This is a genomic window from Pandoraea sp. PE-S2R-1 (assembly GCF_002179865.1).
Classification (GTDB): domain Bacteria; phylum Pseudomonadota; class Gammaproteobacteria; order Burkholderiales; family Burkholderiaceae; genus Pandoraea.
Genome location: NZ_NGUR01000013.1, coordinates 91,824 through 113,784, shown reverse-complemented (window position 1 = coordinate 113,784; position 21,961 = coordinate 91,824). Strand labels below are relative to the sequence as shown.

Genomic DNA, 21,961 nt, shown 5'->3' with positions numbered 1-21,961 from the left:
GCGATGAAATTTCAGGGGAATTTCGGGCAAAGCGGGGCCCTCCGGTGCGGCAGTCCGACCGGTGAGCGGGGAATCGCAGGGAGACGGGCGTGCGGGCCCGGCGGGTTATTCGGTGATGCGTTCGGCGAGATCGTCGGTTGACGTCAGGCGCAGCAGATACTCGCGCACGTCGTCCGGCCAGCCGGCGATGCGTTTGCCGAGGGCGTCGAAGTCGTTGGCAAACAGCGCGCGCGAGGCTTCTTCGAATTCCGGCAGATCACCTGCCATCGTCGACATGAAGCGATAGGCGCGCTCCTGTGCTCGACGGATCAGGTCGCGACTGGCGAACTTGCGGCGGGCTTCTTCAACCAGCTTGCGCAAGACGACGGACGCGCCGCCGGGCTGCTCGGCCAGCCAGTCCCAATGACGCGGGAGCAGCGTGACTTCGCGCGCGACGACACCGAGCTTCGGGCGGCCACGGCTTTTGGCGGGAGCTTGGGGGGCGTCGGTGGTGTCGATGGCGCCGGAAACGGGTTGCGCAAGCGTCGCATCACTCGCTGCGACAGGTGCCGCGACGGGGCGATAGCGTTCCCGAATGTCGGCAGCGGTGCCGCGAACATCCACATCGCGCGTGTCGCCGGTCAGGTCGTCGAAGATCAGCACCGGCAGGTGCGTGTCGATGAGGGACGCCTGCTGGAAGGCAATGGCGGCGTCGGCCAGCGAGCCGACGGCAATGCGGCGCATGCCGCGAAAGACGGTATAGGTAGGGACGGTAGCGGGCGGGACGGCAGCGGGCGTGACGGACACGGCGAATCTCCGGTAATGAATCAGGTACCGGCGAATATTACCCGGGTGTTATTTGAATTGCAATATTACCCGGGTAATAATTTTGATCGCTGTTTTTGGCGGGCAGTGATTGAGTGAAGGCGTGTCAGGCGGTCAATGCCACGCCGCCCGAGAGGCGTTCGAGCACGGTGGCGCGCACGGCGGCGGGGGCGTCGTCCAGCAGCTTGGGCCATGCGGCCTGTGCTTCGGAGACGGTTTCGCGGGCAATCGTCATCATCCGCGAGACGCGCAGCAGACCGGCGCCCTTCAACAGCGCTTCGAGGGCCGGCCAACCGAACGCACGCAGCGTCTTGTCGATGGCGCGATTCACACCGTAGTGCGATGCGGGCACGTCGTGGAAAAACGCCGCCACGCATACCGGGTCATAGACCGGCGCGAGTTGCGGTGTGTGGGCGTCGGGATAGGTCAGCGCCCAGTTCTTGAGGTGCGCGTCGGTATTGCCCAGCAGGATGAAGGCAATCAGACGCCGCATGAATTCCCGCACATCCTGCACGGGCTGTGCCGAGAGTTGGTCGAGCACACGCAGCATCGTCGTATAGTCGACGTCGAGCCCGCGTCCGTACTTGCTGCGCGGCGGGTACTGAAGCACTTGCGCAAACTCTTCCATATGCACGCGCCGCCCGTCGGGCAGCCGGTCGAAGCGCGGCACGGCCAGAATATGTTCGAACGGGACCTGCTCGGGCAGATCGGCGTCACGGCGCGAGATGATCTCTGCCTTGGCGCAGTCGAGCCCCAACGCTTCGCACAGCCGATAGCCGGTGAATTCGTTTTCGACCAGATCGGGGTGACGCGTCGTGGGCAATTTGAGAATGACCGACCCGGCGCGGCCTTGACGCTTGACGACATAGCGGCGGCCATCGCGTACCGCCGAGAACTTGGTGACGACGCCCGGCAATGACGCGGCGTCTTCAACCGGCGTGTCGACAAAACCGGGCTCGATCATTTCGAGCCCGAGTGCCGTGTGCCAGCGATGCACGACGTCGGGCACGCCTTCGCGCGGCGGCACGGGTTCGACTTCGAGCGCCCCCATCAGATCGTGGCCCGCCGCAGCGAGCAACTCGAATTCATCATCGGGGCTGCAACGCCGTTCGGCGGCGAGGCGCTCGCGATTGTGGCCTTCGGGCAGCAGATTCTCGAAGTACACGGGCCACCGGCCGTCCGTGCGCACCAGCCGGGCGTCCTGCGGGGATCTGAGAATGTCACGAGTGGCGTTTTCGCTGGCGCCGCGATAGGCGAGCGAGAGCGTCGGGCGGCGCGCGTCGGCGATGTAATCCTCGTCGAACGACATGCGCAGAATGTCACCGTATTGCGACAGATAGCCGACGGGGCGGCGGCTCCCGTCGGGCATATGCAGATAGGCGCGCAGGTACTTGATGTTCATGAGCGGGAGGGCGTGGGACGCGGTGTCGTGCCGGACGAGGCCAGCGTTTCAACGATAGATGGCGGGGCAGATACACCGCTGGGCTGGCCCAGATACTTGCCGCCGGAGCGCAGAAACGCTTCGACTTCCTGACGCAGACTCGCGGGGACGAGCATCGGTTCGAGATCGAGCGCGCGCGCCATTTCCAGTACCGTCGACATCCGCGGATCCAGCGCGCCTGACTCGGCCTTCTGGACAGTCATGCGCGATAGGCCGGCGCGTTCTCCGAGGTCGGATTGCGTGAGACCTGCTTCTTTGCGTGCGGCGATCAGTGTGTCGAGAAAGCTCATCTTGATGTGCTTTTTCAAAGAAATGATGCTTTATCTTAGCATCGCACACGCAGGTTTGCTAGAAAAGATAATAAAAGATAGCTTATTCGTAAAAAAGATAATGATAGTTATCTTTTGTGTGATTGGCGCTTCTCACTCGTCGTGGAACTTGCCCCGCGTCGCTTTCACCCGCGAACGCACTTGCTTGGCATCCCGGCGTCGCATCTGGCTGCCGAGCGTTGGACGCGTGGGAATGCGGCGACGCGGAGGAATGGCGGCGGCATCGACCAGTGCCTGCAAGCGTGCCAATGCATCGGCGCGATTGAGTTCCTGAGAGCGGTGCTGCTGAGCTTTGAGCACGATGACGCCATCTTGGGTGATGCGCTGATCGAGACGGGAAAGCAGGCGCGCCTTGACGTCATCGGGCAGCGACGAGCGCATGACGTCGAAGCGGAGATGGATGGCACTTGAGACTTTGTTGACGTTCTGCCCGCCAGCGCCTTGAGCGCGCATGGCAGTGAGTTCGACGTCTTCGGGGGCGATGAGAATGCGACGGTTCATGGGGGAAGGATAACGTCCCGGCCATGCGGCTCACAAGCGGGTGAGCACATAAACGGCAAAGCCCATGATCGTGTTGAGACCCATAAGCGATCAATAAGCGATCAATAAGCGCATGCCGGCGATGTCGCATCGAGAGACGCGAGATCGCCGGCATGGACGCGGGCACGATGCGTGCCGGTGAGATCAGCGTGGCGGCGACACCACCACGAACTGGACGACCGTGCCCGAGTACACGGGCTGATACCAGGTCGAGCCGCAATGCTGATACGCCACGGTGCCCACTACAGTACTGACGCAACTCGGGGGCAAGCTGGCTACCGTCGAGCCGATGATCGCCGCCGACACGCCGATCGTGACCGCGGCGGCCACCGGATCGTACCAGCCACCTCCCCAATACGGTGGGGGCGGAGGCGGCGGAGGTGGCGGTGGCGGGGGCGGCGGATGCGGCCCCGGCCCGGGTCCGGGCCCCGGCGGAGGCGGCGGGGGATGCGGACCGGGGACCAGGACCAGGACCGGGAGGCGGTGGCGGCGGATGCGGATCAGGTCCGGGCCCCGGCCCCGGGCCCGGCGGATGGGGCCCCGGTCCCGGTCCCGGGCCTGGACCCGGGCCGGGTGGCGCGGGGTGTGGCCCCGGCCCCGGCTGCGGCGATGGGTTAGGTCCGGGCCCCGGCCCGGGCGGCTGGCCGCCGTTGTGGGGCGGTCCACCGGAAGGCCCGCCCGCATTGGCGTGCATGGGCGTGTTGCCACCCGGTGCACCGCCACGCTGCATGCCACCCGCGCCAGCGCCGGCATTTGCCATGCCGCCACCGTGAAAACCGCCGCCGCCGCCACCATGCAGACTGGTCCGCGCACCGCCACGAAATCCGAATCCGAAGCTATGGGTCGAGACGACGGCGAAGGTGGCCGCGACCGTCAGGCAGATCGCTCGCATCGCGGGGCGGCTTGCGGGCTTGCGGTGAATCGCCGGTGTTGGCGTGCCTGAAGGCAAGGAAGTCATCCGGGTCATTGTCGACCTCCCTGCGTTTGTCCAGTCTGGCGCTCGGGTCCGTCTTGCGGCGGCCCGGGCGGACGCATCTCAATACGCTGCGCACCGGCGGGCACCTGATAGGTGAACGTTCCCGCCGCGAACGCCGGATTGACGTTCCACCGGTAATTCACGGAATGCCGCGGTCGCGACGGCTGGGTGGTATCGGTAATGACGAACCGGCAAGGCAGGGGCCGCGAACCGGCTCGAATCCACAGTTCCCAATCAACATCGGGTTGCTGATACGCGTAGTGATTGCACCATTCACCATTCACGCGATCGAGCCCGATGAACAGCGCCGAGCGCAATTGAGCGGCGTCGTCAGGGTCCATGCCCCAATAAAACAGATCGGCCAGCGGGAGTCCGATGCCGTACTTCTGATCGATATCCCGTGCCAGTGCATCGATGGTCGGCGGCGCGTCGACCCGGCTGTAGAAGCGCTTGCCCAGTGATTCGTCGTAGAGCGTGAACGTTTTGCCGTTATAGACAAAGCCGCGATTGCGCGCTTGGCCGGTGACCACTGCGCGGACCTTGTCGGGGCGCTGCACCGACATGTCAGTGTGATGCAGGAAGCCTACGTTCTGGCCGGTGCTCAACACGGCGTCGGTGACCGAATCTGCCTCCACGTGAAAGCGCTGCAAGGTTCTCAGGTAACGACTCATTTTCGTCAACGCATCGACGGCGCCTTGCTGTTTCTCCGGCATGCCTTGCACCGGGAGCGTGCTGTCCGAGGCGGGGGCCTGTGCGGAGACCGAGTAAGACGCCAGCGCAATGGCGGCCGCCGCACCGAATGTCAGTGTGCGAGTCAGCATGCGCGTCAGCCCGCAATCAGGGTGATCCGGGCCATGGGGAAGCGTTCGTCGGGAAGACATGGATGGCACTGTGTGACCTCATTCAAAGGGCGGGTGTGAACGGGACGACAACAACGTGCTGGGGCGCCGCATATCGGCGCAAGGGAGGCAGGGCGGGTCACGAATCGTTGACCCGCACAAATATACCGGCAAGGCCGCGTGACCATCGGGTCGGGTAGGAACAAGATTAGTGATTCGGATTGCAAACTGTCAAGACGAAATGCATCATCCGAACGGATTAAGAATTACGTAACTTCAATGAATGACTTTGTAACAAGTTGTTTCTAATTTGATTGAAAATGGGTATGTACTTATCGTCCATACATGAATGGTTTATTGATTTTCATCAACGGAATTCAATGGAGGCTATGGGGCTCAAGGCCTGTAGGCTTGGCGAGGTCGGGGGGTGGGTAATTTTAATTATCCGGTGGCTAACGGTATTTGGTATGCAAAACAAAATTATCTTGCCGAAATGAATTATTTTGTTACTATCGCCGTGAAACATTCGGTAATTGGCGCAGGTCGCCGGTCATCGGAAATTTGTTTCGGATAATTAACTATTTGCCGAATTCGAATGACGGATTCTCATTCGGCGATAACAAAAAGGACACACCATGAAGCTCACGCAAGCGATGATTCTGGCCGGTCTGTTGTCGCTGGGGCAGGCCGCCTATGCACAAACGCAGGCTGCCCCCCCGCCCGCACCGATCGTGCGCGGCGGTGTCGTCGAGTTCCGAACGACACTGCTTGGCGTGGACGTCAAGAACCGCACCATTCAGGTTGCCGACGATCACGGCAAACCGGTGACCTTCGTGGTCGGGCCCGAAGTGAGAAACTTCGAGCAGATGCGCAAGGGCGACAAGGTGGTGGTGGCGTATGAGCGGGCGATTGCCATCTCGGTCGCACCGGGCGGTGGCATTCGCAGCAGCGTCGTCACTGAAGAAGCGAACCGTGCCACGCCGGGCAATCGTCCGGCTGCCGATGCGGCGCGCAACATCAAGGTCGTGGCGACCGTGCAGAAGATCGACCGCACGGCCAACGTCATCACGCTGCGCGGTCCGAAGCGCACCGTCGATATCGCCGTGCAGGACCCCTCGCTGCTCAATGGCGTGAAGGTGGGCGATTCCGTCAATGTGGATTACACCGAAGCGATTGCCGTGGCCGTGACGCAAGACCCGGATGCCAAGCGCAAGTGGGCTCCGCCGCCGCCGCCGCCGGCTCCCAAGCCGTAAGACACGCGGCGGACGATCAGTCGGTTTGACCATTGGGCGCCGGTGACACCACGACCGGCGCCTGATCCCCCCAAACGGCAAGCGCCCACGACCGGAGGTCGCCATGGCACGGTCCGCTCTTAAATTTGACGATGCGACATACGCCGCATTGCTCGCCGCCGCCCGCGACGCGGACACGGCAAATCCCCATAACAATCCGGCCTTTCTCGACGCTTTCCTGCACGACGCCTGGTCTGCCGCACATCGCATTTACGGTGCGCAAACGTATCTGAAGCTGATGGGGTTGGCCGGTGTGGCCCGACGCCCGAGTGCCGGCACCGTGCAAAAGGCCATCGTTCGTGCGCGCACCGCCTACGAAATGCCGGCCGTGCCGACATCGGCATCGTTGCCCGTCAATGCCCATTCCGTCTGGGCGCAGCAGCTTGAGCAAAACCTGGCGAGGGCCATGACATTGCTCGATGCCCTGCCTGAAGGTCAACTCTCCCACGGGCATGCGAGTGCCGACGTGGCCGATGCCATGCGGCGCGTACAACATCTGGAACGGGAGAATCTGGAGTTGCGGGCACGGCTCGCACAGATGACTGTCGCAGCTGCCTATGCGCGCGAAGCGCTGGGTGAAACGCTGACCGGCTTTGCGCCGCAGACCCTATCGCGAGCGGGCAACCACGGTCGGCAGGGCCTCTGACGAACCAGCGACTGCCGGACTTGCCGGGCCCGCCTGTGCCATGGGGCCCGTCCCCAGCGGGTCGACAGGTGCCGCCGGTCCCTTCGACACCGAGAAACCAAACGTATTGAGGCCGCCCGCACTGTGTGCCCACACGGTGCCGCCGTGCATTTCGGCGATGGCCTTGACGATGGCCAGCCCCAGCCCGTGATTCTCGCGGCTGTTGGTGCGCGACGGCTCGGCGCGGTAGAAGCGGTCGAACAAATGCCGCAGCACGTCGGGCGGAATCGGCGCGCCCGGATTGGCGACTTCAATGCGCACCTGATCGGCGTCGTGTGCTGATTTGGCCGGTTGCGATATCCGCACGTCGATGGTGGCGCCCGGGGCGCAATGCTCGATGGCGTTCATCACCAGATTCGCGACAGCGCGCCCCACGAGTGCCTTGTTCACATGGGCAAAGGCGCTGCCATGCAGCCGCGCCGCCACCTGCGCCTCTTCCAGCGGAATCTCCAGAAACTCCAGCGTGTGTGCGGCTTCGCTCGCGATCGACACGCCCGTCAGGCCCGTCGCCCGCTCGCCCTGATCGGCCCGCGAGAGGAACAGCATGTCGTTGATGATCGTGCGCATGCGGCCCAGTTCTTCGAGATTCGATTGCAGCAGGGCACGGAGGTCTTCGACCGGCCGGTCGCGCGTGAGCGCCACTTCGGTCTGCCCGATCAGGATCGTCACCGGCGTGCGCAACTCGTGTGCGACGTCGGCGTTGAACGATTCCAGCCGCTCGTACGCGCCGTCAAGCCGGGCGAGGGCGCCGTTGAACGAATGCGCGAGATCGTCGAGTTCGACCGGCAGCGAACGGGTATCCAGTCGCTGCGAGCGGTTGTCCGGACTGATTTGCGAGGCTTCGCGCGTGAGCCGTGTCAGCGGTGAAAGACCGAGTCGCGTGACCGAGTAGCTGAGCAGCAGCACACCCAGACTGCCGAGCGCCGACAGCGCCGCGAGTCCGAGGCCGAAGGCGCGCAGCGTGCGCTCGTTGGGCGAATAGCTGGCCGACACCTGAAGCGTCACGGCCGGGCGCGAGCCGTAGGGCGGCAATATCTCGCGAGTGGTCAGCATGTCGTCGCCGCCGCCGTCAGGGCGCAGGCGTACGTAGCCGTTCGATAGCCGCTTCACGAACATGCCGCCCACGGGGGTGCCGAAGGTAAACCGTGGGTCGTCGCTCGACACGGCGTAGGTCGTCGTGCCATCGCGCGGTGTCATGTCGCTCAGTTTCTCGCGCACGATCTGCCACTTCTCGGGCGTGCCGCCGTGATAGACGATGATGTGCGCGATCTGCGCGCGATCGTCGAGCGACTCGCGCAGGTGCCGTTCCAACTGCACGCGAAGCATCATATATAGCGCGGTGCCCACCAGCGCGAACACCGATAGCGCCACCACCGCGAACATCGCGGCGAGCCGGCGGGAGATCGAGTGTTTGACCATGGTGAGCGCGGCGGCAATGCGCTCGGCTTACGCCTCGCGCACCTCCAGCACGTAACCCATGCCGCGCACGGTGTGCAGCAGCTTGGTGTGGAAGGGGCCGTCCAGCTTGGCGCGCAGGCGTTTGATCGCTGTCTCCACCACGTTCGTGTGGCTGTCGAAGTTGACGTCCCAGACCAGTTCGGTAATGGCGGTCTTCGAGAGAATGTCGCCCTGACGACGGGCGAGTACGGAGAGCAGCTGAAATTCCTTCGCGGTGAGATCCAGCCGTTGGCCGTCGCGCGTGGCGCGGCGTCCGATCAGGTCGACGTACAGGTCGCCGACCGAAATCAGTGTGGATTCCTGCACACGGGTGCGGCGCGCGAGTGCATGCAGGCGCTCGACCAGTTCGATGAACGAGAACGGCTTGGTCAGGTAGTCATCGGCTCCTTCGCGCAGGCCGCGCACGCGGTCGTTCACGTGATCGCGGGCCGTCAGCATGATGACCGGCGTCGACTTGCGTTCACGCAACGAGCCGAGCACAGCAAAGCCATCGCGCTTGGGGAGCATGACATCGAGCACGATCACGTCGTAGTCGAACTCCAGCGCGAGATGGGTGCCTTCTTCGCCATCGAGCGCGACGTCGACCACCCAGCCTTGCTCGGTCAACCCCGAGCGCAGATAGTCCACTACCTTATGTTCGTCTTCAACGATCAGTACTTTCATGTCGTCACCTCACCTTTGCGCATTATACGAGTCAGTGGATGAATCCGACGGCAGCCATCCGCCGCCTAACGCCTTGACCAACGCAACCGACAACACCAGTTGCTGCCCGCGAATCTGCACATCCTGCCGCTCGCTGGCGAGCAGACTCTGTTGTGCCGTAATGACACTCAGATAGGCGGTCAGGCCACCCGAGTAACGGTCGTTGGCGAGGCTCAGCAAGCGCTGTGCATCGACCACTGCCGCATGGGATTCGTGCGCCGCACCGTCAAGCACCGACAGGCCGGTCACACCGTCCTGCACCTGCTGGAAGGCGGTGAGTACCGTCTGGCGGTAGTTGGCTTCAACCGCGCGATATCCGGCGCTCGCGTAATCCACACCGGCCTGCCGGCGTCCGCCGTCGAAGATGACTTGCGAGGCCGCCGTGCCCAGCGTCCAGAGCAGGCTCGGTGCGGAGAGCAGGTTGGCAAAGTCCGTCGCTTGCCAGCCGATGGACGGGTTGAGCATCAGGCTCGGGAAGAAGGCGGCCTTGGCGACGCCGATCTGAGCGTTGGCCGCCGCCATGGCCCGTTCGGCCGACGCGATGTCGGGGCGCCGTTGCAGCACGTCGCTCGGCACCCCCAGCGGGATGCCCGGCAGCGCGTCGGTCAGCGTGCCGACCGGCACGGAGAATGCCGGGGCGGGCACGCCGACGAGCGCTGCAATCGCATGTTCGTACTGATCGCGCTGCTGATGCAGCAGCTTGGCCTGCACGCGCGTGGTGTCGAGTTCCGACTGCTGTTGCAACACATCGAGCCCGGAGACCGCGCCCAGATCGTGCTGTGCACTGACATAGTCGAGCGCCTTCTGCTGCAACTTGACCGACTCGTCGAGCACGTGAATCTCAGCGTCGAGGGCGCGCAACTGGAAGTAGGCCGTAGCGAGTTGGGTGGTTAGCACCAGCCGGGCGTTGGCGAGATCGTCGCCAGCCTGCTCGGCCGACGCCTGCGCGCCTTCGACCTGACGGCGGATGCGTCCGAACAGGTCGGTGTCGTAGTTCACACCGAGGCCGAGCTGAACGTTGTTCTGCACCGTCGACATCATCGACGACGAATAACTCGTGAGCGGGCGGTTGGCCGAGATGCGCTGACGTGCCAGCCCGAACGACGCGTCGACTTCCGGCAGACGTTGCGCGGACGTACCGGCAAGCGTTGCCCGGGCCTGTTCGTAATGGGCGACGGCGGCCGCCAGCGTCTGGCTCTGCGCCAGTGCCTGCTTCTCGAGATCGTCGAGCGCGGGCTCGTGGAACGAGGTCCACCAGTCGGGCTGCAACGGCGCGTGTGACGGCTGGGCCAGCCGCCAGTAGCTGTCGGTTTTCCAGTCGGGCGGCGTGGAGACTTCGGGGCGCTGATAGTCCGGCCCGACGGCGCAGGCGCTGAGCAGTGTGGCGACGCCTAGCACCACGGCACCGAGCCGCAGACTGCGGCCATCGGTCATGCGAGGCACGCGCTGCCGTATCGCCGACGCCGGACCCATGCGTTCGCTGGCGATCACGATTGCGCTCCTTGCGCCTTACCGTTAGCCGCGTCTTCCGACTTCTCGGCGGGCTTGCCACCGGCTTTGCCGCCCGGTGCCGCCTTGACCGCCAGCGCCTTGGCCTGCACGTGGTCGCCGTCGTCGATGGAGTCGCTCGGGTTGATGATGACGCGGTCCGTCGGTGCGACGCCGTCGGCCAGTTCCAGCGACTGCCCCAGATCCTGAGCGATCACGATCTTGTGCAGATGCACCACGCCCTGATCGTCCACCACGGCCACGCGCGGGCCTTCCGCACGGAACAGCAGCGCGTTGGACGGCACGCTCAGATGGGCTCGCGCCGCGCTCGGCAGCGCCAGTTGTACGTAAGCGCCGGGGCGAAGCTTGCCGTCCGGGTTGGGCAGCGACGCTTCGATTTGCAGCGAACGCGTGGCCACGTCGATGGCACCGGACACATGCGTGATCTTGCCCTGGAAGTGCTCGCCGGGCAGTTCGGCCTGCGTCACCACCACGGGCTGACCCACGGTCACGCCCTGTGCATAGGCCTGCGGCACTTGCACGTAGACGCGCAACGGGTCGGTCTGTGCGAGCGAGAACAGCGCACGGCTGGTGCCGCTACCGGCGTCGATCAGGTCGCCCACGTCGACATTGCGCTGGGTGATCACGCCGTCGAACGGTGCCACGATGCGCTTGAACGATTCGAGTTGTTGCAGGCGCTTCACGTTGGCGTCAGCGGCGGCCAGATTGGCGATGCCCTGTGTGTAGGTGCTTTGGCGCTCATCGAGCTCCTGCTGCGAGACGGCGTCGCGCTGGCGCAGTTGCTGCCAACGATCGAGCGACGACTTCGCCAGCCCGAGGCTTGCGTTGATCTGGTTGCGCTGGGCGATGGCCTGAGCAAGCTCCTGATCGATTTCCGGCGTATCGAGATCGGCCAGCAACTGACCTTGTTTCACGCGGGCACCGATGTCGACGTAGCGGCGCAGCAAATAGCCGGTCGCGCGGGCGTAGATCGGCGATTCGACCGCGCCGCGCAACGTGGCGGGCAGCAGGGTTTCGCTGGCCGACGTGGTCTCCGGCGTGACGACGCTCACATATTGTTTGGCGTTCTCCACCGTCACGTTGGCGACGTCGCGCCGTTGCAGGGCGTTCGACACGGTGGTGCGGGCGGCACCGGCGATCAGCAGCACGGCCACGACGATCAGTGCGATCTTGGCGCGGCGGAATTCGCCCTTGCGCGGCGGCAATTGCCGTCCGTCGGCCGGGTCGTGCTCGGGAAGGGCCAGTTCGGCGTGATGTTTCTCGGTCATGTCAGTCAACCCATCAAGAAGCAATTTTTTTGCGACGCGCGAGGCGGGTGTGAATCCCGGCGAACACGAGCGGCACGAAGAACAGTGTCGAAACCGTAGCGAACATCAGGCCGCCGATCACGGCGCGTCCCAGCGGCGCGTTTTGCTCTGCGCCTTCGCCGAGACCCAGCGCCATCGGCACCATGCCGATGATCATGGCGAGCGCGGTCATCAGCACCGGCCGGATACGGCCCGCACCGGCCTCCAGCGCCGCCTTGAGCGGTGCCATGCCCGATTCCATGCGCTGCCGGGCGAAGGCGACCACGAGAATACTGTTGGCGGTGGCCACACCCATGGTCATGATGGCGCCCGTGAGAGCCGGCACCGACAGCCGCGTGCCGGTCAGGAACAGCATCCAGACAATGCCGGCAAGGGCGGCGGGCAGGGCGCTCACGATGATGAGCGGGTCGACCCACGACTGGAAATTCACCACGATCAGCAGGTAGACCAGCACGATGGCCATCGCCACGCCGACGCCCAGCCCCAGATACGAGCTTTGCATCGTGCTCACCTGACCGCGCACCACGATCTGGCTGCCGCGCGGCAGGTCCTGTCGGGCCTTGGCCACGAGTTTGTTGATGTCGCCCGCCACGCTGCCGAGGTCACGGCCTTCCACGCTCACGTACAAGTCGATCACCGGCCGGATGTTGTAGTGGCTGACCACCGCGAACTGCTCGGTCGGCACCACCTTCACGAAGTTGGCGAGCAACTGCGGCTGACCGTTATTGGCCGTGCCGGCCACAGGCGTGCGCAGCAGGTCGTCGATCGAGCTGACGCGGTACTGCGGCGCTTGCACAGAGAGGCTGTACTCCACGCCGTTCTGACTGTTGAACCAGAACCCCGGCGACGTTTGCGAGCTGCCCGAGAGCGAGATCAGCACGTTCTGTGCGACCGCGTTCGCGTTCAGGTTCAGTTGCTGAAGGCGCGTGCGGTCCATATCGAGGTGCAGCGTCGGCGCGTTCACGCGTTGCTGGATATGGGTGTCCACCGTGCCCGGCACCTGCCGCACCTGCTTGAGCAGCTTCGTCGCGATGTCGAAATTGGCCAGTTGCTGATTGCCGCTGATCTGGATGTCGATGGCGGCGGGCAGACCGAAGTTGAGAATCTGCGTGACGATGTCGGCTGGCTGGAAGAAGAACTCCACGCCGGGGAAGCGTTGCGGCAGGATCGCGCGCAGCTTGTCGATATAGCCAGCGGTCGGTTGATGATCGGGGCTGAGGGCGATCTGAATTTCGCCGTCGAGCGTACCGATCGTGCCGGCATTGCTGTACGAGAGGTTGATACCGCTATACGGCAGCCCGAGGTTGTCGAGAATCGTCTCGAGTTCCTTCGGGGGCACGACTTCGCGCACGACCTTTTCCACTTCGTCCGCCAGCCGCGCCGTTTCTTCGATACGAGTGCCGGTCGGCGCGCGCATGTGCATGCGGATGTCGCCCGCATCGACCGTCGGGAAGAAGTCGGCGCCTAGCGCAAACACGAGCCCCATCGACAGCACGCAGAACGCCAGGAAACTCAGCGCGAACATGCGGCGGCGGACCAGCAAGTTGGAGAGCACCACGATGTAGGCGCCGCGCATGCGCTCGAAACCGGCGTCGAACCGCAGGTAGATACGGCGGAACACGCCGGGCTTCGCGTTCGGGTCAGGGTGATGCGCATTGCCCATCAGCAGCATGGCGAGCGTGGGCACGAGCGTACGCGAGAGCACGTACGACGCAAGCATGGCGAACACCACGGCTTCGGCCAGCGGCACGAACAGGTAACGTGCCACGCCGGTCAGGAAGAACATCGGCACGAACACGATACAGATACACAGCGTCGAGACCAGCGCCGGCACGGCAATTTCGCCCGCACCCTCCAGAATCGCCTCGTGCAGTGGGGTGCCCATGTGCAAGTGCCGCTCGATGTTCTCGATCGTCACCGTCGCATCGTCCACCAGAATACCGACCGCCAGCGCCAGCCCCCCGAGCGTCATGATGTTGATCGTCTGGCCGAGTGCGTGCAGAGCGAGCAACGACGACAGGATCGACAGCGGAATGGAGATGGCGATGATGCAGGTGCTGCGCCAGTTGCCGAGGAACAGCAGAATCATCGCGGCCGTGAGGGCCGCCGCGATCAGCGCCTCGTGAATCACGCCCTGCACGGCCGCTTTCACGAACACCGACTGGTCGAACAGCGCTGAGATCTTCAAGTCGGAGGGCAGGGCGGCGCGGGCTTCCGGCAGCAATGCCTTGAGTGAATCGACCACCGACAGCGTCGAGGCGTCACCGGTCTTCATGATCGACATCAGCACGCCGCGCTGGCCGTTCTGACGCACGATATTGGTTTGCGGCGAGAAGCCAGTACGCACGTGGGCGACTTCGCGCAGATACGTCGTGGCACCGCCCACCGTGCGCACCGGAATATTGTTCAGGCCTTCGACCGTCGGCGGCGACCCGTTCATGTCCACGTTGTATTCGCGCGGTCCGATCTTCGCCGTACCTGTCGGCAGAATCAGATTCTGGGCGTTCACGGCGGCGACCACGTCTTGCGCCGTCAGGCCTTTGGCGAGCAGCGCGCGCGAGTCGATGTCGACCGAAATCAGGCGCGTCTTGCCGCCGTATGGATACGGCACCGCCGCGCCGGGGATCGTCACCAGTTGCGGACGCAGGAAGTTGAGCGCCGTATCGTTGAGGGCGGGTTCCGACAGGCTCGGGCTCGACAGGCCGAGCTGCATCACGGGAATCGACGACGCCGAGTAGCTGATTACCAGCGGCGGCGTGGCCCCGGGCGGCATCTGCTTGACCTGCGCCTGCTCCACGGCCACCACCTGCGCGATGGCGGTCTGCACGTTGGCCGTCGGTTGCAGGAAGATCTTGATGATGCCGATACCGGGCAGCGACTGCGACTCGATATGCTCGATGTTGTTGACCGTGGTCGTCAGGCCACGCTCGTTGCCGGAGATCATCCGGTCGGCAATGTCTTGGGCGGACAACCCGGTATACGTCCAGATCACGCTGATGACCGGGATGTTGATTTCCGGCAGCACGTCCACGGGCGTGCGCATGAGCGTCAGCGGCGTGGCGAGCAGAATCATGATGGCCATCACGATGAACGTGTAAGGCCGTTTGAGCGCAACGTTAACAATCCACATGGTTCAGACGCGCTCGGGCGCAGTCGCAGACGTACGGTCAAGGGCCGGTCGACGGCCGTGAGCCTGTGGGCGCGCAGCGTCGGTCCGGGCTAGGGCCTTGTTGTCTGCCGGCGCGCATGACTGCGCACCGGACGGGGCCCCGGGACGACGCCATGGTAGTGGCGCACTGCCAACGCCAAAATGACGCCAAAATGGCGCAATTGCCATATTCCGGCGAACGACCCGCCGAGGCCCGCCCGGCAAGGCTCTGCGCGAGGAGCGTGCAAAGGGAGTGGCATATTACGGTGTGTTGCGTTATAAATCAGGCACACCAAAAGTCGCCGCCCGATAGCGTTCAGCGTGCCCTTCACCGGTCATGGCTGTCCCGATGCGGGCGCGACGCAGTCGAGAACCCCAGCCCCAAGCAGGAAAGCAATGACTGAACGTCCCCCTGAACCACAGCCGGTCTCCGGCACCGTCACCCGTAGTGCCATTTTTCTCGTCGCCACCGTTCGCGATGACGCCGCTGCGCATGCGACTGTGCGTGCCTGGTGCGCCGATGCCGCCGCGTACGTGCGTGCCGTGGGCAAGCGCGTGCCGTCGGGCAATCTCTCGTGCGTTGTCGGTTTCAGCGACAACGCGTGGGACCGCCTGTTCGGCGACCCGGCCCCGGCCGAGCTGCATCCGTTCCGCGAGTTCGGTGCGGGCAAACGGCACGCCCCGGCGACACCCGGCGATGTGCTGCTGCACATTCGTGCCGACCAGATGGATCTCTGTTTCGATCTCGCAACGCTGATGCTGAACAAGCTCGGCGATGCGGTCACCGTGGTCGACGAAGTGCATGGTTTCCGTTACTTCGACATGCGCAGCATGGTCGGTTTTGTCGACGGCACCGAGAACCCGACGGGTCAGGAAGCCATCGACTTCACCGTCATGGGCGACGAAGATCCCGACTTTGCCGGCGGCAGCTACGTGCTGGTGCAGAAGTATCTGCACGACATGACCGGCTGGAATGCGCTGCCGGTGGAAGTGCAGGAGCGCATCATCGGGCGCACCAAGCTCTCGGATGTCGAGCTCGATGAAGACGTGAAGCCGAGCAATTCGCACAGCGCGCTGACCACGCTGGAAGAAAACGGCAAGGAAATCAAGATTCTGCGCGACAACATGCCGTTCGGCCGGCCCGGTTCTGCTGAGTTCGGCACCTTCTTCATCGGCTATGCGCGCTCGCCGGCGCCCATCGAGCAGATGCTGGAAAACATGTTCGTCGGCAAGCCGCCGGGCAACTATGACCGGCTGCTCGACTTCAGCACGGCGGTGACGGGCGGATTGTTCTTCGTCCCGTCGGCCGCGTTGCTGGAAGAGCTGGCCGATCGCGAACCGGTGGCCGAAGCCACCGAGTCGCCCGTCGTCAAGACGCTGATCGACACGCAGCCGCGCGAGTCGCGCAACACGGCCGTGGTCGACGCTACCGTTTCCTCTCTCACCAATGCGAGCACCGCCCCGGTGGCGGGTTCGCTGAATATCGGATCGCTCAAAGGAGTTTCTCAGGCATGAATAACCTGCATCGCGAACTGGCCCCCATTTCGAACGCCGCATGGGAGCAGATCGAAGAAGAAGTGGCGCGTACGTTCAAGCGCACCGTCGCGGCTCGCCGCGTGGTCGACGTCAAGGGGCCGGGCGGTCTGGCGCTGGCCGGCGTAGGCACGGGGCATCAGAAGTCGATCGCATCGCCGCTCAAGGGCGTGGATGCGCGTCAACGTACCGTGTTGCCGCTGGTGGTATTGCGCGTGCCGTTCGAGCTCTCGCGTGAAGCGATCGACGACGTCGAGCGCGGCGCCAACGATTCGGACTGGCAGCCGGCGAAGGACGCCGCCATCAAGCTGGCGTACGCCGAAGACCGCGCCATTTTCGACGGCTACAAGGCTGCGCAGATCACGGGCGTGCGCGAAGGCACGTCGAACCCGGTCCTGCCGTTGCCGAAGAGCATCGCCGACTACCCGACCGTCATCGCCAAGGCACTGGAGCAACTGCGCCTTGAGGGTGTCGATGGTCCGTACAGTGTGTTGCTGGGCGCGGATGCCTACACGGCCGTGGCCGAAGCCAACGATCAGGGTTACCCGATTCTCGAGCACATCGGTCACATCGTGAGCGGCGAAATCATCTGGGCCCCGGCGATCGACGGCGGTGCCATCGTGTCGACGCGTGGCGGCGACTACGAGATGCACATCGGTCAGGACGTGTCGATCGGCTATCTCGACCACACCGCCGAGACGGTCCGCCTGTATCTGGAAGAAACGTTCACGTTCCTGATGCTGACGGCCGAAGCCAGCGTGTCGGTCGCCCCGGGCGCGCCGGCTAAGACGGCAAAGGCGAAGTAAGACGGGTCGCACAGGGCCGTAGAAACAAGAACACCGGTGGGCGTCGTTGCCCGGCCGGTGTTTTTTTGTCGTTTCGTCGCGAGCGGATTTCGGGCGATGCGCTCGGTCGTCAGGGCGCTTCCAATGCCTTGTCGAGTTCGGCCTTCAGACCCAGATTGTGGGCCGCTTGCATTTGAATGTAGTAGCGAATCAGCTCCACAGGTATCGAATAAGATCCGAGCGCCGACGCCGTAGCGCTGTTCTTGTTCAGTTCCACGATCAGCCCCAGCGTGAACCTGTCCATACCGAACTGGAAGTGCTTCGACAGACTGGCGTACAGAAATATCGAGGGCGTCTCGGCGTGCCGGGCCAGGATCCCGGGTAACTCGGACGGCTTGACGTTGGTGACGTCGATGATCGCGCAGAGATCGTCAGCCCGGTGCGACGGCACCACACCGTGCGTGGCGATTTCGTCGCGGTGCGTGAAGTTGTAAGCCGGGTCGTAATGCAAGGTGTTTTTTTGCGATGGCGTCTTGGCGAGGTTGCTATTGAGCACGTCGCGCGGAAATTCGAAATAGGCCGGACCCAGCCGGAATCTCGACGCCTTGCGAAGGCTCATGGCGACCATGCCGGCCTGCATGCCGCTGTGCGTGAGGGCGGCGCCCGTCATGTGGTGCCCGGACGGTGCCGCCGCCGTGCCGTAGCCTTGCCTGACGACGCTCGAGAACTCGTCGGCGCTCGGCGCCCAGCTTTGCAGTTCCACCAGTTGAAGGCCGTACTCGTTCAGATTCTCGACGACCTGTGTGATCTCGAGGAACAGATCGGCCTTGTCTGCGCCGAGAAAGTTGCCGTAGCGCCGCATGCGCAGCAGCCACTGCCCTTTGTTCAGATTGACGACCAGGCGTTGTTGCAGGAAATCGAGCTTCCGGCCCGGCGCGAACCCGCCTTTGAGGCACACGCTCCGAACGTAACCCATGGCGCGGACCAACGTGGCATATAGGGTGGCGTTCGGTGTTTGCCCCTGTGTCATGGCAGCCGACGGGATAACGCGCGGTGCCGCCGCAGGCAATGCAGCATCGCCGCCCGCCAGTCGCGAGCGCGCAACCCAGGCGTCGTAGCGCTTGAGTACCTCCATGACCTTGGCAATGAAGTACGGTGCGTCGAGCTGCCCCGGCCACAAGCGGATGGATCGCTCCAGATCGGAAATCGTCGGGTACAGGAAGCCGAAGCTGTTGCGCTGATACATCTTGACCTTCGAACCCGCATTGAACTCGTCCATGATGAATTTCATGTGCGGTGCAATCTCGGCTTTCGTCAGCGTCCGGGCCGAGACCGGCTCGATGATGGGGCACGGATACGTGAGGTAGCCGCTTCGTACGTCGGCCACAACGGTGCGGAAGTGCGTCCCGCGAATGCCCGCCAGCGCCGCCACGATCTCGCGGCAGTGTTGGAGAATGATCGTGGGGTAGCTTTGCGAGAATTGGCCTTCGGCATCGACATTGCCTGCGGCATCGAGATAGGCGGATGTCCGCAATGGATTGCCCGCATCGAAGTACGTTTTCGGCATGGCGCTCGACGCCGCCAGCCGTTCGCCACTGACCGGCGTGCCGGCAGCGGCCAGCAGCTTTTCCTTGGTATAGGAATTGACTTCCGATCCATAGCCCGAATGCAGGTATCGTCCGGTGCCGCTATGGGCATACATGACGCCGGGCGCCAGCGTTGAAGTATTGCCGGGTGCGAATGTCAGGGAGCTGTCCAGTTGCTTGTAGAAGTCGTAGACCGGCTTGACGAAGACGTATTGCTTTTTCTTCGACCCCGGCATGGCGAGGAGCAGGCTTTGCCGGTTGTCTCCTGTCCGGTAGTAGTCGACGCTGCTTGCCGGTGGGTAAACCTCCTTGCCTTGGCGATGGGGGTTATCGCCTGTGTCGGACATCGGCGCCGTATGCGTGAGCATCAGCAGGGGGTAACTGCCGGTTGCAGCACGCGCCTTCTGGCGTTTCGTAACGGCGGTGGACGACTTGTCGCCGCGGCGTCCCAGACGCTCGGTCCACTCGTCCATGCGCTCAGCCAACGCAGGCGTCTGTTGATGTGCGCCCCGGATCTGGGGAGACTTGACCGCTGCCTCTTCGACCATGGCCATCAACTCCGCCGCCGTGTGTTTTTCGCCGTCGTTGAAGGCATTGAGCAGCAGCTTGTCGATGATGGGCTTTGTGGTGCCCGTCAGGGCATCGCCGACGACGGCTTCGAAGCGTCGAGTGAGCTCTGCGGAGCCGGCGGTGAGCTTGCGGAATGCCGCCTGAATGTATTTCTCCCCCCTGGCTGCCAGTGCGCGGATCTGCTCCTCATCTTCGGGACTGACCCCGGTCGAATCCCATTTCGCCTGAACCACGCCTGCGGATGCGCGAGGTGCACTGGCCGTGCCGATCGTCGAGTCGCGCTGTTGCCGCTGCATCTGCATGCGCGGACTGTTCTGAATGGCTTGGGAGAGTTGCTGCTGTGACGAGTCGGCAACGTGGTTCTCGGCCAGCTGATCGATACGACGTTGTACGGCAGCCGCCGGCCTGTTGTCGGTAATCTCGCCAGCCTGATCTGACGCCTTGCGTTGCTCGGGAGCGTCGGTGGGTGTCTGGCGTGCCGCCTGGTCCTGCGTCTGCATGTTGAAACGTCCTTGTTCACATGGCGACGGAAGACCCTCGCCGACAACAACGATCGACAAACTGCGGGATAGCTACGGGGAGGCACGGAGAAGGATCGTGCGTCGCCAAGTGTACGCGATTTGAGTTCTTCGCGGCCAGACGGTGCCAGCGGGCGGCTTCAAGTCGCCGCGCTGGCACGAGAACAACGGAAACGGAACGGGTCAGTTCGCCGCAGGGGCAGATGCCGGTGCCGGCGCATCGCCCGCCATCGGCTTTTCGATCATCACGCGACGGTTATCGCGAGCGATGATCTTCATCGGCAGGCCGAGCGTTTCGAGCACCGTGAACTTCTCCGGGTCGACCAGCGCGAGCGCCTTGGGGGCCGCCATCCACACATCGGCGAACTTGGCGAGTGTCGGAACCCAGCTATCCGGGGCTTGCGAGATGCCGAACTCCAGCTCGTCCTGTACCGCGACCATGATCATGGGCTGTTGCAGGTAGTAGGGCATCGTGTGATCGAGTGTGCCCACCGAGTAGAACGGCGTATCCGGGCCGAGACGCTGCATCTCCGCACGCACCGCCGGTACCAGATCGACGCCCGAGCTGCCCCGCCCGAACGCCTCATGCCCCGAGCCACCGATCATCGTGAAGGCCAGCCACGTACCGGCAAACGCGATCAGCGCCTGCTTCGTGCTGCGCTTGGCCAGCCAGCGCGTCAAGCCGATGCCGATCAAGCCGGCAATGCTCGCCGCGTACAGGTAGTACGAGAACGCGCGATACGCCTCGACCGGGTTGCGGCTGTCCGAGTGATGCGACAGAAACACCAGACACGTCACGATGGTGGCCACGAAAAACACTACCGACACGATCAGATGCTTGCGCAGGCTTTCGCGCGTCATCCCGGCCAGCCCCAGCCCGATGAGTATGGCGACGGCCGGTGCGATCGGCAGCACATACGAAATCAACTTCGAATGCGAGGCCGAGAAGAAGCAGAAAATCAGGATCGCCCAGACCCACAGCATCGTCACCGGGCGGAAGCCGTTCGCCTGACGCGGCGTCGCGCGCGAGGCCGAAATCGCACGCGGCAGCATCGACAGCCACGGCAGGAAGCCCACGATGAACACCGGCACAAAGTAGTACAGCGGCCCGTTGCGATTGTGGTCCGGCTTCAGGAAACGGTTGAAGTGCTCGTTCACGAAGAAGAAGTCGAAGAACGACGGGTTACGCGCCATCACGGCCGCGAACCACGGCACGGTGACCGCCAGCAGCACGATCAATCCGCTCACGATATACAGGCGCTTCCACAACGCCCAGTCGCGCGCCACCAGCGTGTAGACCACCAGCACCGCACCGGGCAGCACGATGCCGATCAGCCCCTTGCTCAGAATCGACAGGCCCATCGCGGCCCAGCACAGCCACATCCAGTTGCGTGTCTGCGTGTCCGTGAGTCCCGGGCGTTGCGCCAGCAACAAGGCGCACAGCACAACGGCCATCATGAACGACAGGCCCATGTCCAGCACGTTGAAGTGCCCCAGCAAGGCCCACAACGGCGCGCTCGCCAGTGCGATGGCCGCGAACAGTCCCGCACGGGCGCCGAAGATCCGGCGCCCTGTGTAGCCCACCAGCAGCACGCCGCCAAAGCCGGTGAGTGCCGTCCACAGGCGCGCCTGCCAGTCACCCAGACCGAACACCATGAAGGTGAGCGCGTTCATCCACGTTTGCAGTGGCGGCTTCTCGAAATAGAGATAGCCGTTGTAGCGCGGCGTGACCCAATCGCCGGTGGCCAGCATTTCGCGAGCCATCTCCGCATAGCGGCCTTCGTCGCTGGAGATCAGATGCCGCCAGTTCAGCAGGCCGAACCAGACCAGCGCGAACGCGGCCAGCAGCCAGAGGAGGGCGGCGGGAGAGATCGGCCAGGGTTCTAACCCGGCGTCACGTTGAGGGCGTGTGGACATGAATGCGAAACTTCCGGTCTTG

The 21,961-nt window shown here is 63.9% G+C and carries 17 protein-coding genes; 4 read left to right on the top strand and 13 right to left on the bottom strand.

Annotation, left to right across the window (positions count from 1 at the left end; all coding sequences use genetic code 11):
* Window positions 1-105 precede the first annotated feature (105 nt).
* The 6 genes from CDV44_RS16450 to CDV44_RS16420 form a co-directional block, all read right to left on the bottom strand.
* Window positions 106-786, bottom strand: a complete 681-nt coding sequence (locus CDV44_RS16450) for a DUF2239 family protein (protein ID WP_254916232.1) — start codon at window positions 784-786, stop codon at window positions 106-108.
* Between the two features lie 124 nt (window positions 787-910).
* A complete protein-coding gene (locus CDV44_RS16445; protein WP_087688991.1) occupies window positions 911-2,206 on the bottom strand; it encodes a type II toxin-antitoxin system HipA family toxin in 1,296 nt (431 codons plus the stop codon).
* A complete protein-coding gene (locus CDV44_RS16440; protein ID WP_170936014.1) occupies window positions 2,203-2,535 on the bottom strand; it encodes a helix-turn-helix domain-containing protein in 333 nt (110 codons plus the stop codon). The genes CDV44_RS16445 and CDV44_RS16440 overlap by 4 nt, the downstream gene beginning before the upstream one ends.
* A 132-nt stretch (window positions 2,536-2,667) precedes the next feature.
* Window positions 2,668-3,075 (bottom strand): alternative ribosome rescue aminoacyl-tRNA hydrolase ArfB, encoded by a 408-nt coding sequence (arfB, locus tag CDV44_RS16435; protein WP_058378835.1) that lies wholly within the window; start codon window positions 3,073-3,075, stop codon window positions 2,668-2,670.
* Window positions 3,076-3,258: 183 nt separating this feature from the next.
* On the bottom strand, window positions 3,259-3,444 hold the full coding sequence (locus CDV44_RS28075; protein ID WP_150685537.1) for a hypothetical protein: 186 nt from the start codon (window positions 3,442-3,444) through the stop codon (window positions 3,259-3,261).
* A 633-nt stretch (window positions 3,445-4,077) separates the two neighbouring features.
* Window positions 4,078-4,911, bottom strand: a complete 834-nt coding sequence (locus CDV44_RS16420) for a DUF2092 domain-containing protein (RefSeq protein ID WP_170936013.1) — start codon at window positions 4,909-4,911, stop codon at window positions 4,078-4,080.
* Between the two features lie 653 nt (window positions 4,912-5,564).
* Between CDV44_RS16420 and CDV44_RS16415 the strand changes: the two genes are divergently transcribed.
* Entirely contained in the window at window positions 5,565-6,182 is a 618-nt protein-coding gene (locus tag CDV44_RS16415; protein ID WP_087688986.1) for a hypothetical protein, read from the top strand.
* A 103-nt stretch (window positions 6,183-6,285) separates the two neighbouring features.
* Window positions 6,286-6,867 carry a hypothetical protein gene (locus CDV44_RS16410; protein ID WP_087688985.1) on the top strand — a complete coding sequence of 194 codons (582 nt, stop codon included), beginning with the start codon at window positions 6,286-6,288 and terminating at the stop codon, window positions 6,865-6,867.
* Here CDV44_RS16410 and CDV44_RS16405 read toward each other — a convergent pair.
* Genes CDV44_RS16405 through CDV44_RS16385 form a run of 5 tightly spaced genes read right to left on the bottom strand, consistent with a single transcriptional unit; the run spans window position 6,829 to window position 15,012 of the window.
* The gene (locus tag CDV44_RS16405) at window positions 6,829-8,325 is read right to left on the bottom strand and encodes a heavy metal sensor histidine kinase (RefSeq protein ID WP_087688984.1); all 1,497 of its coding nucleotides are present in this window, start codon (window positions 8,323-8,325) and stop codon (window positions 6,829-6,831) included. The genes CDV44_RS16410 and CDV44_RS16405 overlap by 39 nt on opposite strands.
* A 27-nt stretch (window positions 8,326-8,352) precedes the next feature.
* A complete protein-coding gene (locus CDV44_RS16400) occupies window positions 8,353-9,027 on the bottom strand; it encodes a heavy metal response regulator transcription factor (RefSeq protein WP_039375692.1) in 675 nt (224 codons plus the stop codon).
* Between the two features lie 9 nt (window positions 9,028-9,036).
* Window positions 9,037-10,500 carry an efflux transporter outer membrane subunit gene (locus CDV44_RS16395; RefSeq protein WP_087689117.1) on the bottom strand — a complete coding sequence of 488 codons (1,464 nt, stop codon included), beginning with the start codon at window positions 10,498-10,500 and terminating at the stop codon, window positions 9,037-9,039.
* Window positions 10,501-10,553: 53 nt separating this feature from the next.
* Window positions 10,554-11,843: an efflux RND transporter periplasmic adaptor subunit gene (locus CDV44_RS16390; RefSeq protein ID WP_087688983.1), complete on the bottom strand. Its 1,290-nt coding sequence runs from the start codon at window positions 11,841-11,843 to the stop codon at window positions 10,554-10,556.
* Between the two features lie 13 nt (window positions 11,844-11,856).
* Complete coding sequence (locus CDV44_RS16385; protein WP_087688982.1) at window positions 11,857-15,012, bottom strand: efflux RND transporter permease subunit; 3,156 nt, start codon at window positions 15,010-15,012, stop codon at window positions 11,857-11,859.
* 414 nt (window positions 15,013-15,426) lie between these two features.
* On the opposite strand from CDV44_RS16385, the gene CDV44_RS16380 reads away from it, so the two are divergent.
* Complete coding sequence (locus tag CDV44_RS16380) at window positions 15,427-16,545, top strand: Dyp-type peroxidase (RefSeq protein ID WP_087688981.1); 1,119 nt, start codon at window positions 15,427-15,429, stop codon at window positions 16,543-16,545.
* Window positions 16,542-17,369, top strand: coding sequence for a family 1 encapsulin nanocompartment shell protein (locus CDV44_RS16375; protein ID WP_058378827.1), 828 nt, complete (start codon window positions 16,542-16,544; stop codon window positions 17,367-17,369). Before CDV44_RS16380 ends, CDV44_RS16375 begins: the two co-directional genes overlap by 4 nt.
* Before the next feature lie 109 nt (window positions 17,370-17,478).
* Here the strand turns inward: CDV44_RS16375 and CDV44_RS16370 are convergent, their stop codons facing one another.
* Window positions 17,479-20,004: a hypothetical protein gene (locus tag CDV44_RS16370; RefSeq protein WP_087688980.1), complete on the bottom strand. Its 2,526-nt coding sequence runs from the start codon at window positions 20,002-20,004 to the stop codon at window positions 17,479-17,481.
* Between the two features lie 201 nt (window positions 20,005-20,205).
* Window positions 20,206-21,939, bottom strand: coding sequence for a glycosyltransferase family 39 protein (locus tag CDV44_RS16365; RefSeq protein ID WP_087688979.1), 1,734 nt, complete (start codon window positions 21,937-21,939; stop codon window positions 20,206-20,208).
* Between the last annotated feature and the right edge of the window lie 22 nt (window positions 21,940-21,961).

What these genes read in the sequence shown, in the direction of transcription:
- CDV44_RS16370 (WP_087688980.1), bottom strand. Translation starts at nt 20,004, where the DNA reads ATGCAGACGCAGGACCAGGCGGCACGCCAGACACCCACCGACGCTCCC.
- CDV44_RS16390 (WP_087688983.1), bottom strand. Translation starts at nt 11,843, where the DNA reads ATGACCGAGAAACATCACGCCGAACTGGCCCTTCCCGAGCACGACCCG.
- CDV44_RS16405 (WP_087688984.1), bottom strand. Translation starts at nt 8,325, where the DNA reads ATGGTCAAACACTCGATCTCCCGCCGGCTCGCCGCGATGTTCGCGGTG.
- arfB (WP_058378835.1), bottom strand. Translation starts at nt 3,075, where the DNA reads ATGAACCGTCGCATTCTCATCGCCCCCGAAGACGTCGAACTCACTGCC.
- CDV44_RS16395 (WP_087689117.1), bottom strand. Translation starts at nt 10,500, where the DNA reads ATGACCGATGGCCGCAGTCTGCGGCTCGGTGCCGTGGTGCTAGGCGTC.
- CDV44_RS16415 (WP_087688986.1), top strand. Translation starts at nt 5,565, where the DNA reads ATGAAGCTCACGCAAGCGATGATTCTGGCCGGTCTGTTGTCGCTGGGG.
- CDV44_RS16375 (WP_058378827.1), top strand. Translation starts at nt 16,542, where the DNA reads ATGAATAACCTGCATCGCGAACTGGCCCCCATTTCGAACGCCGCATGG.
- CDV44_RS16445 (WP_087688991.1), bottom strand. Translation starts at nt 2,206, where the DNA reads ATGAACATCAAGTACCTGCGCGCCTATCTGCATATGCCCGACGGGAGC.
- CDV44_RS16380 (WP_087688981.1), top strand. Translation starts at nt 15,427, where the DNA reads ATGACTGAACGTCCCCCTGAACCACAGCCGGTCTCCGGCACCGTCACC.
- CDV44_RS16385 (WP_087688982.1), bottom strand. Translation starts at nt 15,012, where the DNA reads ATGTGGATTGTTAACGTTGCGCTCAAACGGCCTTACACGTTCATCGTG.
- CDV44_RS16400 (WP_039375692.1), bottom strand. Translation starts at nt 9,027, where the DNA reads ATGAAAGTACTGATCGTTGAAGACGAACATAAGGTAGTGGACTATCTG.
- CDV44_RS16440 (WP_170936014.1), bottom strand. Translation starts at nt 2,535, where the DNA reads ATGAGCTTTCTCGACACACTGATCGCCGCACGCAAAGAAGCAGGTCTC.
- CDV44_RS16365 (WP_087688979.1), bottom strand. Translation starts at nt 21,939, where the DNA reads ATGTCCACACGCCCTCAACGTGACGCCGGGTTAGAACCCTGGCCGATC.
- CDV44_RS16410 (WP_087688985.1), top strand. Translation starts at nt 6,286, where the DNA reads ATGGCACGGTCCGCTCTTAAATTTGACGATGCGACATACGCCGCATTG.
- CDV44_RS16420 (WP_170936013.1), bottom strand. Translation starts at nt 4,911, where the DNA reads ATGCTGACTCGCACACTGACATTCGGTGCGGCGGCCGCCATTGCGCTG.